This is a genomic window from Streptomyces sp. WAC 04229, from assembly GCF_003947455.1.
Lineage (GTDB): Bacteria > Actinomycetota > Actinomycetes > Streptomycetales > Streptomycetaceae > Streptomyces.
Window position 1 is genome coordinate 22,277 of sequence record NZ_QHJH01000015.1, and the last position, 16,471, is coordinate 38,747.

A 16,471-nucleotide genomic window follows, 5' to 3' on the forward strand; every position below is an offset into this window, starting at 1 on the left:
CCCACGTCCGCAAGGCTCGCGGGTCCCCGCTCCATCCTGCTCGCCCGCGCTGCGATCGGGAATCCGGTATACCGCTCTGACTGTCATCACGGACCGCGATAGCCTGGTGCCGTGTACGACCCCTCCCACCTGCGTACCTTCCTGTCGGTGGCCCAGACGCTGAGCTTCACGCAGGCCGCCCGGCGGCTCGGGCTGCGCCAGTCCACCGTGAGCCAGCACGTGCGGCGGCTGGAGGACGCCACGGGGCGTCAGCTGTTCAGCCGCGACACGCACTCGGTGGAGCTGACGGAGGCCGGGGAGGCGATGCTCGGGTTCGCCCGCCGGATCCTGGAGGTGCACGAGCAGGCCACCGCCTTCTTCACCGGCACCCGGCTGCGCGGGCGGCTCCGGTTCGGGGCCTCGGAGGACTTCGTGCTGACCCGGCTGCCGGAGATCCTGGAGGGCTTCCGGCACGACCACCCCGAGGTCGACCTGGAGCTGACGGTGGAGCTGTCGGGCACGCTGCACCGGCAGTTGGCCGACGGGGAGCTGGACCTGGTGCTGGCCAAGCGGCGGCCCGAGGACCCGCGGGGCGAGCCGGTCTGGAGCGACCGGCTGGTGTGGATCGGCGCGGAGCGGCTGCGTCTCGACCCCGACCGCCCGGTGCCGCTGATCGTCTATCCGCCGCCGGGCATCACCCGGGCGCTCGCGCTCGAGGCCCTCCAGCGGCAGGGCCGGGAGTGGCACGTCGCGTGCACCAGCGGCAGCCTCAACGGCCTGATCGCGGCCGCCCGCGCGGGCCTGGGCGTGATGGCGCACTCGCGCGGGCTCGTCCCGCCCGGCCTGGTACGCGTCCCGGACCGGACCGGACTGCCCGAGCTGGGCCGCGTCGACTTCGTGCTGGTGCACGGGCGGCGCCGGCCCTCCGCGCAGGGCGCGGCGGACGCGCTGGCGGCGGCGGTCCTCGCGGGCGGCGACCGGCTGCACCGGCCTCAGCGGGCGGGGCTCGGATAGGTGAGCTGCTTGACCCGGCGCAGGAAGGGCGACGCCTCCACGTGCTGGACGCCCTCCAGCCGGCCGAGCGGGCCGCTGAGGTAGGCGTAGAGGTCGGCGGTGCTGCGGACGACCGCCGTGGCGATGATGTTGGAGGGGCCGGCCGTGGCGGCGGCGTGGGCGATCTCGTCGTGCGCGGCGAGGGCCTGGCCGACCCGGTGGAGGGCGGCCGGGCTGGTGGTGATCCACAGGACGGCGGCGGTGGGGTAGCCGAGGATCTCGGAGTGGTACTCCACGTCGACGTAGACGGCCCCGGAGGCGAACAGCGCGGCCAGGCGGCGCTTGACGGCGGACTCGGAACGCCCGGTGGCCCGCTGAAGCTCCGGGTGGGTGGCGCGCCCGTCGCGTTCCAGGACGGCCAGCAGCGGCTCGTCCTCGGGCTCGATGCGGGCCGGTTCCGGCGCCGCCGGGCCGTGCCGGGGGCGCAGGGCGGCGACCTCGTCGTCACTGAGCACGGCGAACTTGCGCAGCCAGCCGCTGGGACCGCCGTAGAAGCGGTGCAGCATCTGGTGGGCGTGGATCTCCAGGACGCGCGGGGTGCGCGGCAGCTTGCCGAGCAGCAGGTCGTCCCGGTCCCCCGCGCTGCGCGGACGGGTACCGAAGATGATCTCCGTACCGCCCGCCGCCAGCCCGATCCAGCTGGTGTCGGGCCGCTTGGCGAGCGCGTCCGCGATGGCCGGGGCGCTGTCGGGGACGCAGCGCAGCCGCAGCGTCCAGTGGTCCTGGCCGAGCCGCTGGGCGTCCCGCACGGCGACCACCCGCAGCCCGCCCTCGGCGCACAGCCTGCGGTAGCGGCGGGCGACGGTCTGGTCGGAGACGCCGAGGACCGCCCCGATGCGGCTGAAGGAGGCACGGCCGTTGATCTCCAGCGCGTCGAGGAGGCGCAGGTCCAGCTCGTCGAAGGTGTCGGATTCCATCCGCATGACCGCTGCTCCCGTCGGATTTCGTCGGCCGGAGGCCACGGACCGGCGCGATCGGCCGGGCGCGCCTCATCGTACGGAGGCACGGGAAGTCGTCGCACACAGGGAGAAGACGGAAATGCGTACATGGGGGCCGCTGACGGCGGTGTGCCTCGGGACGTTCATGCTGCTGCTGGACGTGACGATCGCGGTCGTCGCGCTGCCGGACATGGCCCGGGGGCTGCACGCGTCGCTGAGCGATCTGCAGTGGGTGATGGACGGCTACGCGCTGGCACTGGCGGCGCTGCTGCTCGGCATGGGGGCCGCCGCCGACGTGCTGGGGCGGCGCCGGGTGCACGTGGCGGGCGTGGTGCTGTTCGCGGCGGCGTCGCTGCTGTGCGGGCTGGCCACCGGGCCGGGGATGCTGGTCGCCGCGCGCGGGCTGCAGGGCGTGGGCGCGGCGGCGATGTTCGCCACCACGCTGCCGCTGCTCGGCTCGGTGTACCAGGGGCGCCGGCGGTCGATGGCGCTCGGCGTGTGGGGCGCGGTCAGCGGTGCCGCGGCGGCCGTGGGGCCGGTGCTCGGCGGGCTGCTCACGGACGGTCCGGGCTGGCGGTGGATCTTCTGGGTGAACCTGCCGGTGAGCGTGGCGGCGGTCTGGCTCACGCTGCGCGTGGTGCCGGAGTCGCGCGGTGCGCGCGGGCGCCGCGTGGACTGGGCGGGTACGGCCACGTTCGCGGCGTTCGCGGGTGCGGTGACCTACGGGGCGGTGCGGGCCGGGTCGCACGGCTGGACGGAGGCGGGCACCCTCGCCTCCTTCGCCCTCGCGGCGGCGGCGCTGGGCGGCTTCGTCGCCGTCGAGCGCCGGGCCGCCGATCCGCTGCTCGATCCGCGGCTGTTCGTGCGGCCCGCGTTCTCGGGCGTGATGCTGGGTGCGCTGGCCTTCAACGCGGCGGCGTTCGGCGTGATGGCGTACACCTCCATCTGGCTGCAGACGCTGCTCGGGATGAGCCCGGTGCGCGGCGGGCTGGTGTTCGTGTGGCTGTCGCTGGCGTCGTTCGTGGTGGCCGCGGCGGGCGGGCGGCTGCTGCACGGGGTGCCCGCGCGCTACACCATCGGGGGCGGGCTGCTGCTGATCGCGGCGGGGCAGTTCGCCATGGCGTTCCTGGACGCCTCGTCCGGCGCGTCCGCCCTGGTGCCGGGGCTGCTGCTGGTGGGCGTCGGTACGGGCCTGGTGTCGCCGGGGATCGCGGGCGCCGCGCTGGCGGCGGTGCCGGCGGAGCGGGCCGGGATGGCGGGCGGCGCGGTCAACACCTTCCGGCAGCTCGGGTACGCGCTCGGCATCGCCGTGTTCGGCACGGTGCTGACCTCGCGGATGACGGACACGCTGCCGCACGACGCGGCGCACGGTCTGGCGGGCGGTGCGGCGGGCGCCCTGGAGGGCGTGTTCGGCGAGCACGCGCTGCGGGCCGCGTTCGCCTCCGGACTGAACGCCGCGGCGCTGACCGCGGGCACGGTCGCGGCCGTCGCCGGGGTGCTGGTGCTCGTGCTGGTGCGGGCCGGCCGCGAGAGCCGCGACACGCGCGTGACGGCCGCCGCGGAACCGGCCGCGGAGAGGGAGCCGGCGACACCGTACCGGCGGTAAGTGGGTCGTACAGATTCGGTGGAGATTACGCCACCGAAACTTACTCAACCGTCAGGAAACTGTCCGACCCTTCCCCATGTGAGCGTATTTTCTCTCGCTGACCAGCGCGAACATGAGCCCTGCTCGAATTCGGCACCCCTCCCGTCCCCGCTTCGGGTGGGGTAGCTTTCACCGCGCTGTTCGGGGCTTCATTCCAGAGCGGGGAGCGGGGTTTGCGTGAGTTCACCAGTCCTCCCTTGACGTCGGCACCGCCGGTGGGCGGTCTGGCCGACGTCGTCTTCGAGCATGCCCAGGAGGATCCGGAGCACATCGCTCTGGGGCGCAAGGACGCGGCCGGGCAGTGGCGGGACGTCAGCGCGGGCGCGTTCCGCGACGAGGTGCTCGCGCTCGCCAAGGGGCTGCTCGCCCAGGGCATCCGCTTCGGCGACCGGGTCGCCATCATGTCCCGCACCCGCTACGAGTGGACCCTGTTCGACTTCGCCCTGTGGACGATCGGCGCGCAGGTGGTGCCCATCTACCCGACGTCCTCGGCGGACCAGTGCATGTGGATGCTGTACGACGCCGAGGTGACGGCCGCGGTCGTGGAGCACGAGGACCACGCGATGACGATCGCCACCGTCATCGACCGGCTGCCGCACCTGCGCGGCCTGTGGCAGCTCGACTCGGGCGCCGTCCAGGAGCTGTACGACGCGGGGGCGCACCTCGACGACGAGGTCGTCCACCGGCACCGCAAGGCGGTCACGCCCGAGTCGGTCGCCACCATCATCTACACCTCCGGCACCACCGGACGGCCCAAGGGCTGTGTCATCTCGCACGGCAACTTCATGTGGGAGGCGGACACCGTCATCGAGCGGTGGGAGCCGGTGTTCCACTCCAAGAAGGGCGACGAGGCGGCGACCCTGCTGTTCCTGCCGCTCGCCCACGTCTTCGGCCGGATGGTGGAGGTCGCGGCGGTCCGCGGCAAGGTCCGCTTCGGCCACCAGCCGCAGCTGAACGCCGCGGCCCTGCTGCCCGACCTGGCGGCCTTCAGACCCACGTTCATCCTGGCCGTGCCCTACATCTTCGAGAAGGTGTTCAACGCGGCCCGGCGCAAGGCCGAGAAGGAAGGCAAGGGCGGCCCCTTCGAGAAGGCCGTCGACGTGGCCGTCAGGTACGCCGACGCGGTGGAGGCGAAGGCCTGGGGCACCGGGCCGGGGCCGTCCGCGGGACTGCGGATGCAGCACCAGCTGTTCGACAAACTCGTCTACGCCAAGGTGCGGGCGGCGATGGGCGGACGCATCCGCAACGCCATGTCGGGCGGCTCGGCGATGGACCGGCGGCTGGGTCTGTTCTTCGCGGGCGCGGGCGTGCAGATCTACGAGGGCTACGGCCTGACCGAGTCCACAGCGGCGGCCACCGCCAACCCGCCCGAGCGCACCCGCTACGGCACCGTCGGCCGCCCCGTCCCCGGCGTCACCGTGCACATCGCGGACGACGGCGAGATCTGGCTGAACGGCGAGAACGTCTTCCAGGGCTACCTCAACAACCCGAAGGCCACCGACGAGACCCTGCACGACGGATGGCTGGGCACCGGCGACCTGGGCGCCCTGGACGAGGACGGCTACCTCACCATCACCGGCCGCAAGAAGGAGATCCTGGTGACCTCCGGCGGCAAGAGCGTCTCCCCGGGGCTGCTCGAGGAGCGCGTGCGGGACCACCCGCTGATCAACCAGTGCATCGTCGTCGGCAACGACCGCCCCTACGTCGCCGCCCTCATCACCCTGGACCAGGAGGCGGTCGAGCACTGGCTGACGATGCGGAACAAGCCGCAGATGCCCCCGGCCGACCTGGTGCACGACTCCGACCTGGAGACGGAGGTGCGGCGCGCGGTCGTCGCGGCCAACACGCTCGTGTCGCAGGCCGAGTCGATCCGCACCTTCCGCATCCTCGCCCAGCCGTTCACCGAGGAGCACGGCCTGCTCACGCCTTCGCTGAAACTGAAGCGCAAGGCCATCGAGAAGGCCTACGGTGCCGAGGTCGCGGCCCTTTACACGGCGTGAGTTCCACGGTCAGGAATGCGCGAGGGCTCGTGATCGTTGACGATATGAGTACCACCTGACGACAACCGAAGGATCAAGAGCTCGTGAGCAGCAAGGTCCCCCCGATCATCCTGAACAACGGCGTCGAGATGCCCCAGCTGGGCTTCGGCGTCTGGCAGGTGCCGGACGACGAGGCGGAGACCGCCGTGGTCCAGGCGCTGGAGGCCGGGTACCGCAGCATCGACACCGCGGCGATCTACGGCAATGAAGAGGGCACCGGCAGGGCACTCGCCGCCTCCGGCGTGGCCCGCGAGGATCTCTTCGTCACCACCAAGCTCTGGAACAGCGAGCAGGGGTACGACTCGACCCTCCGCGCCTTCGACGCCTCACTGGCGAAGCTGGGCCTGGAGTACCTGGACCTCTACCTGATCCACTGGCCCGTACCGGCCAAGGACCGGTACGTCGACACGTACAAGGCGTTCGAGAAGCTGCTCGCCGACGGGCGGGTGCGGGCCATCGGCGTCTCCAACTTCCTGCCGGAGCACCTGGAGAGGCTCACCGGCGAGACGTCGGTCGTCCCGGCCGTCAACCAGATCGAGCTGCACCCGCACCTTCAGCAGCACGCCTCCCGCGAGGTCCACGCGGAGCAGGGCATCGCCACCGAGGCGTGGTCCCCGCTCGGCTCCGGCAAGGGGATTCTGGAGATCCCGGCGATCGTGGCCATCGCCCAGAAGCACAACCGCACGCCGGCCCAGGTCGTGCTGCGCTGGCACCTCCAGCTCGGCAACGTGGTGATCCCGAAGTCCGTGACGCCGTCGCGGATCAAGGAGAACATCGACGTGTTCGGCTTCACCCTGGACACCGAGGACCTGGCGGCGATCAGTGCGCTGAACGAGGACCGGCGTCTGGGTCCGGACCCGGCGGAGGTCGACTCCTGAGCGGCGCCTGAGCGTCGGACAGGAGGGGAGGGGCCCGGCCGGGCCCCTCCCCTCCTGTCAGTTGGGCTGCCCCAGCGGACGTACGACCACCGTGTTGACGTCGACGCCGGCCGGCTGGGTGGTGGCCCAGACGATCGAGTCGGCGATCTGGTCGGCGGTGAGCAGGTCGCCGGGCGGCAGACCGCCGGTCGCCTCCCAGAACGGAGATGTTGCCCGGCGTGTGCACGAACCCGGCGACGCTGCCGACCAGCACGATCCGCCCGCGCTGCTGATCAGGGCGTCGATCGACGCCCTGATCAGCAGCGCGGGTCCGAGCACGTTGGTCAGCACCATCTCCGTCCAGCCCTCGGGGTCGCCCTCGGCCACCGAGTCGTGGGTGGCGAACCCCGCGTTGGCGACCACCGTGTCGAGGCGGCCGAACTCCTTGAGCGTCGCTTCGACGGCGGAGGCCACCTGGGTGTGGTCGGCGGCGTTGCCGACCAGGGTCAGCAGGCCCTCGGGGTCGCCGAGTTCGCCGGCGAACGCGCGCAGCCTCGCCTCCCCGCGCCCGGTGACGGCCACCCGGTGCCCCGCGTCCAGCAGCCGCCGGGCGACGGCGGCTCCGATACCTCCCCCACCTCTCGGCTTCGCTCGAGCCGGGGGGACCCCCATCGCCGCCGGTGATGAGCGCGACCGGTGCGTCGGTCGTGGTTCCCCCTTGTGTCTGTGCCCGGGTGTCTGTGCCCGTCTGTCCGCGCAGGCACCTCTTCCGGACGGAGGGGAGTCCATCACTTGGAGCGCTCTCGAAGTCAAGGGCCCGGCACCGCGGCCTTTCAGACCGGCCGTACCGCCGTGTACACGGTGTGCGCCACCAGCACGAACACGTCCTGCCGCCGGTGCACACTCCCCTCGTCCCCGGGGTCGAGCAGTCGGTCCAGGGTGTCCCGGTCCACGGCGTCCAGACCGTCGCCGACCCGCTCGCGGAGCCGGGAGAGGGAGGACGCCGCGTAGTCGCGGGCCGCGTCGGAGAGGGGCGCGGGCAGGTCGAGGAGGAAGCTGCGGGTGCCGGTGGGCTTCAGGCCGGCGGCGGCCAGCAGCGCGGGCCAGTCCTCCGTCTCGGGCACGGAGCCGGGCAGGTTCGCGCGCATCTCGGCGAAGAAGTCCTCCTCCACGGCGTGGATCCTGGCCTGGAGCCCGGGACGCCCGAACCCGATGTCGCGGGGGAGGAACCGGGCGGGCAGTCCGCCCTCCAGGATCGCCAGCGTGCCGCCGGGCGTGAGATACCCGCCGAGGGCGGCGAGGGCGGCGCGCTGGTCGCCGAGGTGGTGCAGGCTCTGGCTCGCCCACATCAGGTCGGCCGGGTACTCCAGCTCGCCCAGGGCACCGGGCAGGTCGCCGGTGAGGGTACCGAAGCGGTCGGCGACACCGAGCCGGGCGGCCCGGTCCCGGGCCCGTTCCAGCAGCGGACCGGCGCCGTCGGCGGCGACGACGCGGGCGCCGGGGAAGACGTCGGCGAACAGGCAGGAGACGACGCCCGGTCCGCTTCCGACGTCGACGACCAGGCCGGGGTCCGTCACGTCCCGCGCCAGCCAGCTCAAGGCCTGCCGGTACAGCGGCGTGTACAGCTCGGCCTGCGCCTCCAGCATCGGGGCCATCTCGGCCCAGTCCAGGTCGGTGTGGTCGTGTCCGGTTCCGTGGCCGTGGCCGTGCCCGTGCGCGGAACCGTGCTCGTCGTGGTGGTGGTCGTGCGCCATGCTGGTCAGCCTCCCGTTCGCGATGACCTCAGGGTGCGACGACTCACCCCGTTCGGGCAAACAATGTTGCCGGTCCCGCAAAAATGTGGAGGCCGCCGGGGCCCGGCCCGCAAGGACCGGACCCCGGTGACTCACCCGTGGGGGAAGCCGCTCACGACAGCGGCGGGTAGGCGTTCTTCATCAGCTCCTGGAACTGCGCGGAGAACCAGTGCCCGGAGACCGGGGCGTTACCCAGCGCGCCCGAGGGGCTGTTGCCGTTGCGCGCGTTGCCCTCGTAGGTCGGGTCGCACATCCGGTCGAAGCCCTTGCCCTCGTCGTTCGGGATCTCCTCGCTCGCTCCGTCCGACTCGCCCGGGGGCTTCATCCAGACGTACGCGTCGATCCCCGCGGCGGGACTGGCCTTCGGTCGTTCGCCGAGGCCGGCTCCGGACTGGTTGCACCAGTTCCCGAGGTGGATGCGGCGGTCGTAGCGTCCGCCGTTCACGTAGGTGTCCACGTTGGTCGTGGCACCCGGACCGGTGGGCCGGGCAGTGCCGCCCCAGCCGTTGCGCGAGGTGTCGATCAGCATGCCGAGGTTCTGGTCGAAGCCGATCGAGACCAGCTTGTCGCGCATGGCCTGGGCGTAGGACAGCTCGTCGGTGTAGCGGTTCCAGTCGACCCACTTGGACTGGCGCACGGACGTCCCGTTCACCGAGTCCGTGATCTTGAAGTTGTCCTCCTTCAGAGCGCTGTAGTTGGCGGTGTTGACGATGAAGCCGTGCACGTCGCCGACGGTCGCGCCCTCGGTGGTGGCCGCGGTCTTGAACATGTCGGCGGAGGCACCGAAGTTGTCGTCCCAGCCGAGCCAGCCGTGGTGGCCGGCGTCGACGTAGTTGTAGACGTTGCCGATGTCGCCGAGCTTGTTCAGGGCGTAGCCGACGCCCTTCTGGTAGTTGCCGTTGGCCTTCATCACGTCGCAGTTCGGCGTGGCGGTCGGCCGGCCGCTGACGTTGGTGACCAGGTTGGGCAGGGAGTCGATCTCGACCGTGGTGACGATCCTCAGACCCGCGTACTTCGGGTCGGCGAGGATCTCGGCGATCGGGTCGATGTACTGCGTCTTGTACTTGTCGATCTCCGTCGGGCCCAGTTCGCCGTTGGAGGCGAGGGCGGCGCAGTCACGGCCGGGCAGGTTGTAGATGACGAGCTGGACGGCGAGTTCGCCGGAGCCCTTCTGCGTCAGCGCCTCGTCGAGGTGATCGCGCAGACCCATGCCGCCGTTCACGCCGTTGATGGCGGCGATCCGGTCGAGCCACACACCGGTGGGCTGGTTCGCGATCCGGGAGCCGCCCGGTTCGGCGGCCGCCTTCGCGGACCACTCGGGGTTCACGTAGACCTTGGCGCCGTCGTAGGGGTTGTTCACCCGGTCGGACGGTCCGGTCGGGTCGGTCGGGTCCGGCGGATCGGTCGGGCCGCCGTCGACGTTGCAGGTCACGCCGTTGAGGGTGAAGGTGGCCGGGACCGCGTTGGTACCGCTGTAGGTGGCCTGGAAGCCGAAGCTGGCCGAACCGCCCGTGGCGAGGGTGCCGTTGTACGACTCGCTGGCCGCGGTGACGGCGGCACCGCTCTGGCTGACCTTCGCGTTCCAGCCGCCTGTGACCTTCTGGCTGCCGGCGTAGGTCCATCCCAGCGACCAGTTCGAGGTGGCGGCACCGTTGTTGGTGACGGTCACGGCGGCGGTGAAGCCGCTTCCCCAGTCGTTCTGCACCTTGTAGTCGACGGTACAGGCGGCGGCCGCGGCTCCGGCGCTCGCGGAGTGGGCGGCCAGCGCCGTGCCGGAGGCGCCGGCGACCAGCGTCAGGGCAGCGAGCATCGCGGTTCTGGTACGGGTCATGAGTGCGGGTTCCTTCTTTCGTGGGGGTGCGGGTGCTGTCGTCCGGGGCCGCGCGTCCATCGGCGCGGTCCGCTGCCGATCGGCATGGGGGTGCCGTCGTGATCGAAGGTCAGGAACAGCCCCCGGGCACGGTGCGGGAGCCCGGGGTGGGTGCGGGCCGGCGGACCGGCCGAAGACGCGTGGGAGGACAGGCCGCGGCTGCGGCTAAAAGTCCTGAACGCGGAAGGTGGAGCGGGGGGTGTCGCATGAGCGACTCCTTGCAGCTCGGGCACGCCGTGACGGACGCGCCGACTGATGGAACCGCTCCCACTGGTTCAGCGAAGGTAGCGCCAAGTGACGGCAAAGAACAGAGGAGTTACCGACTTTCTCGCCGCTCGACCTGTCGAATCTTTTCGACTCTTCACGCATCTTGACCGCCGTTGCCCCCCTCTCCACTATGGGAGCGCTCCCACTGGTTCAAGGCTTGTTGCTCCTCCCCCACCCCCTCCCCGAGCCGCAAGGAGGAACCAGCACCATGCACCCCCGACACAGACGCAGACGCCGCACCGCGCGGCGGCTGTGGACCGCCGCGCTGGCGGCCCTCGCACTCCCCCTCACGATGCTGAGCGCCGGTTCGACTCCCGCCCAGGCGGCCGCACTTCAGTGCAGCGTGGACTACAGGACGAACGACTGGGGCTCGGGCTTCACCGCGGAGCTGACGCTCACCAACCGCGGCACCGACGCCATCGACGGCTGGACGCTGACGTACGCCTACGCGGGCGACCAGAAGCTGACCAACGGCTGGAACGGCACCTGGTCCCAGTCGGGCCGGAACGTCACGGTCAGGAGCGCCTCGTACAACGGGCGGGTCGCCGCCGGGGCCGCCGTCACCACCGGGGGGCAGTTCACGTACAGCGGCACCAACGCGGCCCCCACGAACTTCGCGGTCAACGGCACCTCGTGCGTCGGCGCGCACCAGCCGCCGATCACGGTGCTGACCAGCCCGGAGGCGGGCGCGGTGTACTCGCAGGGCGAGGCGGTGCCGCTCGCGGCCACGGCTGCCGCGGCCGACGGCGCCGGCGTCAGCAAGGTGGAGTTCTACGACGACACCACCCTGCTCGGCACCGACACCAGCGCGCCCTACACGCACTCGGCCTCCGGCTTGACCGTGGGCAGTCATTCCCTGGTGGCGAAGGCGTACGACAGCACGGGCGCCTCCGGCAGTTCGACGCCGGTGGGCATCACCGTCGCCTCGGGACCGGCCGTGGTCGCCTCCCCCGGCCAACTCGGCGTCCAGCAAGGCGAGTCGGGTACGTACGAGGTCAAGCTGTCGAAGCAGCCGACCGCCAGTGTCACCGTCACGACGTCCCGCGCGAGCGGAAACACGGGGCTCTCGCTCACCGGTGGGGCGACTCTCACCTTCACCCCGTCGAACTGGAACACCGCCCAGCGGGTGACCGTCTCCGCGGACGCCTCCGGCACCGGCTCGGCGGTCTTCGAGTCGACGGCCCCCGGCCACGGCAAGGCCGCGGTCACCGTGACCCAGCTGGCCGCGGCGAAGGACTACGACGCCCGCTTCCTGGAGCTGTACGGGAAGATCACCGACCCCGCGAACGGCTACTTCTCCCCCGAGGGCATCCCGTACCACTCGGTCGAGACGCTGATCGTCGAGGCGCCCGACCACGGGCACGAGACGACCTCGGAGGCGTACAGCTACCTGCTGTGGCTCCAGGCCATGTACGGCAAGGTGACCGGCGACTGGTCCAGGTTCAACAACGCCTGGGAGATCATGGAGACGTACATGATCCCCACCCACGCCGACCAGCCGACCAACTCGGCCTACAACGCCTCGAAGCCGGCGACCTACGCACCCGAACTGGACACGCCGGACGAGTATCCGGCGCCCCTGGACGGCGCGGTCTCCGTCGGCCCGGACCCGATCGCCGCCGAGCTGAAGTCGGCGTACGGCACCGGGGACGTCTACGGCATGCACTGGCTCCAGGACGTCGACAACACCTACGGCTACGGCAACTCGCCGGGCAAGTGCGAGGCGGGTCCGACGGACACCGGCCCCTCCTACATCAACACCTTCCAGCGCGGTGCGCAGGAGTCGGTGTGGGAGACGGTTCCGCAGCCGACCTGCGACGCCTTCAAGTACGGCGGCCCCAACGGCTACCTGGACCTGTTCACCGGCGACGCGTCCTACGCGAAGCAGTGGAAGTTCACCAACGCCCCGGACGCCGACGCGCGGGCCGTGCAGGCCGCGTACTGGGCGGACGTCTGGGCCGAGGAGCAGGGCAAGGGCGACGAGATCGCCGGGACCCTCGACAAGGCCGCGAAGATGGGCGACTACCTGCGCTACGCCATGTTCGACAAGTACTTCAAGAAGGTCGGCGACTGCGTCGGGCCGTCGAGCTGCCCGGCCGGCACCGGCAAGGACTCCTCGCACTACCTGCTGTCCTGGTACTACGCCTGGGGCGGCGCGGTGGACACCTCGGCCGGCTGGGCCTGGCGCATCGGATCCAGCCACACCCACGGCGGCTACCAGAACCCGCTGGCCGCGTACGCGCTGAGCACCTACGCCGACCTGAAGCCCAAGTCTGCCACCGGCGCCTCCGACTGGGCCAAGTCCCTCGACCGGCAGGTCGAGTTCTACCGCTGGCTCCAGTCCGACGAGGGGGCCATCGCGGGCGGCGCGACCAACAGCTGGGCGGGCCGGTACGCGACACCGCCGGCCGGTACGCCGACCTTCTACGGCATGTACTACGACGAGAAGCCGGTGTACCACGACCCGCCGTCCAACCAGTGGTTCGGCTTCCAGGCGTGGTCCATGGAGCGGGTCGCCGAGTACTACCAGCAGAGCGGGGACACGGCGGCGAAGGAGGTCCTGGACAAGTGGGTCGACTGGGCGCTGTCGGAGACGACGGTCAACCCGGACGGCACCTTCCGGATCCCCTCGACGATGCAGTGGTCGGGGCAGCCCGACACCTGGAACGCCTCCTCCCCGGGTGACAACGCCGACCTGCACGTCACCGTCTCCGACTACACCAACGACGTCGGTGTGGCGGCGGCCTACGCCAAGACCCTGACGTACTACGCCGACCGCTCGGGCGACACGGAGGCGGCCGCGACCGCCAAGGCGCTGCTCGACGGCATGTGGGAGAACAACCAGGACGCGCTCGGCATCGCCGTCCCGGAGACCCGCGCCGACTACAACCGCTTCGACGACCCGGTGTACGTCCCGAACGGCTGGACCGGGACCATGCCGAACGGCGACACGATCGACGCGTCGTCGACGTTCGCCTCGATCCGCTCCTTCTACCAGGACGACCCGGCCTGGTCGAAGATCGAGGACTATCTCGCGGGCGGTGCCGCGCCCACATTCACGTATCACCGGTTCTGGGCGCAGGCGGACATCGCCCTCGCCATGGGTTCGTACGCGGAGCTACTGGAATAGCCCCCGCGGGGCGCTCCGCGGGTTGGGCGGGTTCTTTGGCTGCGGGCCGAGTGTGGCTGGTCGCGCAGTTCCCCGCGCCCCTGCGGGGCGCTCAAGGCTCCGCGTGCTCGGTCTCGTCACCGGACGACGGGACCCCTGCCGGGCGGCCCTCGTTCTTCGCGAGGGCCGCCCGGTGCTCGTACGTGTTCTGCTCCTGACGGAAGGACGGTTCCCCACCGTGCGAAGAACCAGGATCGTCACCGTTCTGCTGGCGCTCGCGGCCGGTCTCCTGGCGGGCAGCCCGCCCACCGCACTGGCCGCCGGCGCACCGGAGGCGGCCGTCGCCGCCGACACCTACACCTGGAAGAACGCCCGGATCGACGGCGGCGGATTCGTCCCCGGCATCGTCTTCAACCGCACCGAGAAGGGCCTGGCCTACGCCCGCACCGACATCGGCGGCGCCTACCGCTGGCAGGAGTCGTCCCACACCTGGACACCGCTCCTCGACCACGTCGGCTGGGACGACTGGGGTCACACGGGCGTGGCCAGTATCGCCACCGACTCCGTCGACCCCGACCGGGTGTACGCGGCGGTCGGCACCTACACCAACGACTGGGACCCGGGCGACGGCGCGGTGCTCCGCTCCGCCGACCGGGGCGCGACCTGGGCGAAGACGGACCTGCCGTTCAAGCTGGGCGGCAACATGCCGGGCCGGGGCATGGGCGAACGCCTGGCCGTCGACCCGCACGACAACGACGTGCTCTACCTGGGCGCGCCCAGCGGCCACGGCCTGTGGCGGTCTACCGACGCGGGCGTGACCTGGTCCGAGGTGACGGCCTTCCCGAACCCCGGGAACTACGCGCAGGACCCCGGCGACACGTCCGGCTACGCCTCCGACAACCAGGGCATCACCTGGGTCACCTTCGACGAGTCGACGGGCCGCGCGGGCACGGCCACGGGGACGGTCTACGTCGGCGTCGCCGACAAGGAGAACGCCGTCTACCGCTCCACGGACGCGGGCGCGACCTGGGAGCGGGTCGCCGGCCAACCCACCGGGTACCTGGCCCACAAGGGCGTCCTGGACGCGGAGAACGGACACCTGTACCTGGCCTACAGCGACACCGGCGGGCCGTACGACGGCGGCAAGGGGCGGCTGTACCGGTACACCACGGCGACGGGCACCTGGACGGACATCAGCCCGGTCGCGGAGGCGGACACCTACTTCGGCTTCAGCGGCCTGACCGTCGACCGGCAGAACCCGGGGACGGTCATGGCGACGGCGTACAGCTCCTGGTGGCCGGACACGCAGATCTTCCGCTCGACGGACAGCGGGGCGAACTGGACGCAGGCGTGGGAGTACACGTCGTACCCGACCCGCGAGAACCGCTACACGATGGACGTCTCCTCCTCCCCGTGGCTCACCTGGGGCGCGAACCCGGCGCCGCCCGAGCAGACCCCGAAGCTGGGCTGGATGACGGAGGCGCTGGAGATCGACCCGTTCGACCCGGACCGGATGATGTACGGGACGGGGGCGACGATCTACGGCACGGAGAACCTCACGAACTGGGATTCCGGCGGCAAGTTCGCCATCGAACCGATGGTGCGCGGCCTGGAGGAGACCGCGGTCAACGACCTCGTCTCCCCACCGTCCGGTGCGCCGCTCCTCAGCGCGCTGGGTGACGTCGGCGGCTTCCGGCACACGAGCCTGACCGAGGTGCCGTCGATGATGTTCACCTCCCCGAACTTCACTTCCTCCACGAGCCTGGACTTCGCGGAGGCGAAGCCGGACGTCGTCGTGCGGTCGGGCAACCTGGACTCGGGGCCGCACGTCGCGTTCTCCACGGACAACGGCGCCACCTGGTTCGGCGGCGCCGACCCGGCGGGAGTGAGCGGCGGCGGCACGGTCGCGGCGGGCGCGGACGGCGGGCGCTTCGTGTGGAGCCCCGACGGCACCGGGGTGCACCACACGACGGGCTTCGGCACCTCATGGCAGGCGTCGAGCGGCATCCCGGCCGGCGCGGTCGTCGAGTCCGACCGGGTGGACCCGAAGACCTTCTACGGCTTCAAGTCCGGCAAGTTCTATGTCAGCAAGGACGGCGGCGCGACCTTCACCGCGTCAGCGGCGACCGGCCTGCCCGCCGGTGACAGCGTCCGCTTCAAGGCCGTGCCGGGCCGCGCGGGCGACGTCTGGCTGGCCGGGGGCGCGCCGGACGGGCCGTACGGTCTGTGGCACTCCACGGACGGCGGCGCGACCTTCACCAAGCTGCCGAACGTCGAGGCGGCCGACACGATCGGCTTCGGCAAGGCGGCACCCGACGCCTCCTACCAGACGCTCTTCACCAGTGCGGAGATCGGCGGCGTCCGCGGCATCTTCCGCTCCACCGACGCCGGAGCGAGCTGGACCCGGGTCAACGACGACGCGCACCAGTGGGGCTGGACGGGCGCGGCCATCACCGGGGACCCGCGGGTGTACGGCCGGGTGTACGTGGCGACCAACGGCCGGGGGATCGTGTACGGCGACACGGCCGGCGACGGCGGCACCGATCCCGGCCCCGACCCGGGACCCGCCGGTGCCTGCGAGGTGACGTACACGGTCACGAACCAGTGGCCCGGCGGCTTCCAGGCGGACGTGCGGCTCACCAACACCGGCACGGCGGCCTGGAACGGCTGGTCCCTCGACTGGACGTTCGCGGGCGGCCAGCGGGTGTCGCGGATGTGGAACGCCGAGCACACCCGGTCGGGCACCACGGTGACGGCGGGGAACGTCGGCTGGAACGCCCGCGTCGCCCCCGGCGCCTCGGTCGGCTTCGGCTTCACGGGCGAGTGGTCGGGGGCCAACGCGGCACCGACCGCGTTCCGGATGGCCGGGCGGAGCTGCGCGACCGGCTGAGCCGGGGGTGGGGTGGGTGTCCGAGGACGCC

The 16,471-nt window shown here is 71.6% G+C and carries 9 protein-coding genes and 1 pseudogene; 6 read left to right on the top strand and 4 right to left on the bottom strand.

What is annotated here, in order from left to right; genetic code table 11:
• Positions 1-111 precede the first annotated feature (111 nt).
• The gene (locus DMH12_RS06855) at positions 112-993 is read left to right on the top strand and encodes a LysR substrate-binding domain-containing protein (RefSeq protein WP_125490649.1); all 882 of its coding nucleotides are present in this window, start codon (positions 112-114) and stop codon (positions 991-993) included.
• On the opposite strand, the gene DMH12_RS06860 is transcribed toward DMH12_RS06855, so the two are convergent.
• Entirely contained in the window at positions 972-1,955 is a 984-nt protein-coding gene (locus DMH12_RS06860) for an Lrp/AsnC family transcriptional regulator (protein ID WP_125490650.1), read from the bottom strand. The genes DMH12_RS06855 and DMH12_RS06860 overlap by 22 nt on opposite strands.
• Before the next feature lie 115 nt (positions 1,956-2,070).
• Between DMH12_RS06860 and DMH12_RS06865 the strand changes: the two genes are divergently transcribed.
• The 3 genes from DMH12_RS06865 (at position 2,071) to DMH12_RS06875 (ending at position 6,532) form a co-directional block, all read left to right on the top strand.
• A complete protein-coding gene (locus tag DMH12_RS06865; protein WP_125490651.1) occupies positions 2,071-3,576 on the top strand; it encodes an MFS transporter in 1,506 nt (501 codons plus the stop codon).
• Positions 3,577-3,788: 212 nt separating this feature from the next.
• Entirely contained in the window at positions 3,789-5,615 is a 1,827-nt protein-coding gene (locus tag DMH12_RS06870; protein WP_125490652.1) for a long-chain fatty acid--CoA ligase, read from the top strand.
• 83 nt (positions 5,616-5,698) lie between these two features.
• On the top strand, positions 5,699-6,532 hold the full coding sequence (locus DMH12_RS06875) for an aldo/keto reductase (RefSeq protein WP_125490653.1): 834 nt from the start codon (positions 5,699-5,701) through the stop codon (positions 6,530-6,532).
• 57 nt (positions 6,533-6,589) lie between these two features.
• Here the strand turns inward: DMH12_RS06875 and DMH12_RS06880 are convergent.
• The 3 genes and pseudogenes from DMH12_RS06880 to DMH12_RS06890 all read right to left on the bottom strand — a co-directional run bounded on the left by DMH12_RS06880 (position 6,590) and on the right by DMH12_RS06890 (position 10,135).
• Positions 6,590-7,196, bottom strand: a pseudogene (locus DMH12_RS06880) (SDR family oxidoreductase).
• A gap of 148 nt (positions 7,197-7,344) precedes the next feature.
• Entirely contained in the window at positions 7,345-8,265 is a 921-nt protein-coding gene (locus DMH12_RS06885) for a trans-aconitate 2-methyltransferase (protein WP_125490654.1), read from the bottom strand.
• A 151-nt stretch (positions 8,266-8,416) separates the two neighbouring features.
• Positions 8,417-10,135, bottom strand: a complete 1,719-nt coding sequence (locus DMH12_RS06890) for a glycoside hydrolase family 6 protein (RefSeq protein WP_125490655.1) — start codon at positions 10,133-10,135, stop codon at positions 8,417-8,419.
• Positions 10,136-10,649: 514 nt separating this feature from the next.
• Between DMH12_RS06890 and DMH12_RS06900 the strand changes: the two genes are divergently transcribed.
• The gene (locus DMH12_RS06900; protein WP_125490656.1) at positions 10,650-13,571 is read left to right on the top strand and encodes a glycoside hydrolase family 48 protein; all 2,922 of its coding nucleotides are present in this window, start codon (positions 10,650-10,652) and stop codon (positions 13,569-13,571) included.
• Positions 13,572-13,788: 217 nt separating this feature from the next.
• Positions 13,789-16,440 (top strand): cellulose binding domain-containing protein, encoded by a 2,652-nt coding sequence (locus DMH12_RS06905; RefSeq protein WP_125490657.1) that lies wholly within the window; start codon positions 13,789-13,791, stop codon positions 16,438-16,440.
• Positions 16,441-16,471: the final 31 nt, after the last annotated feature.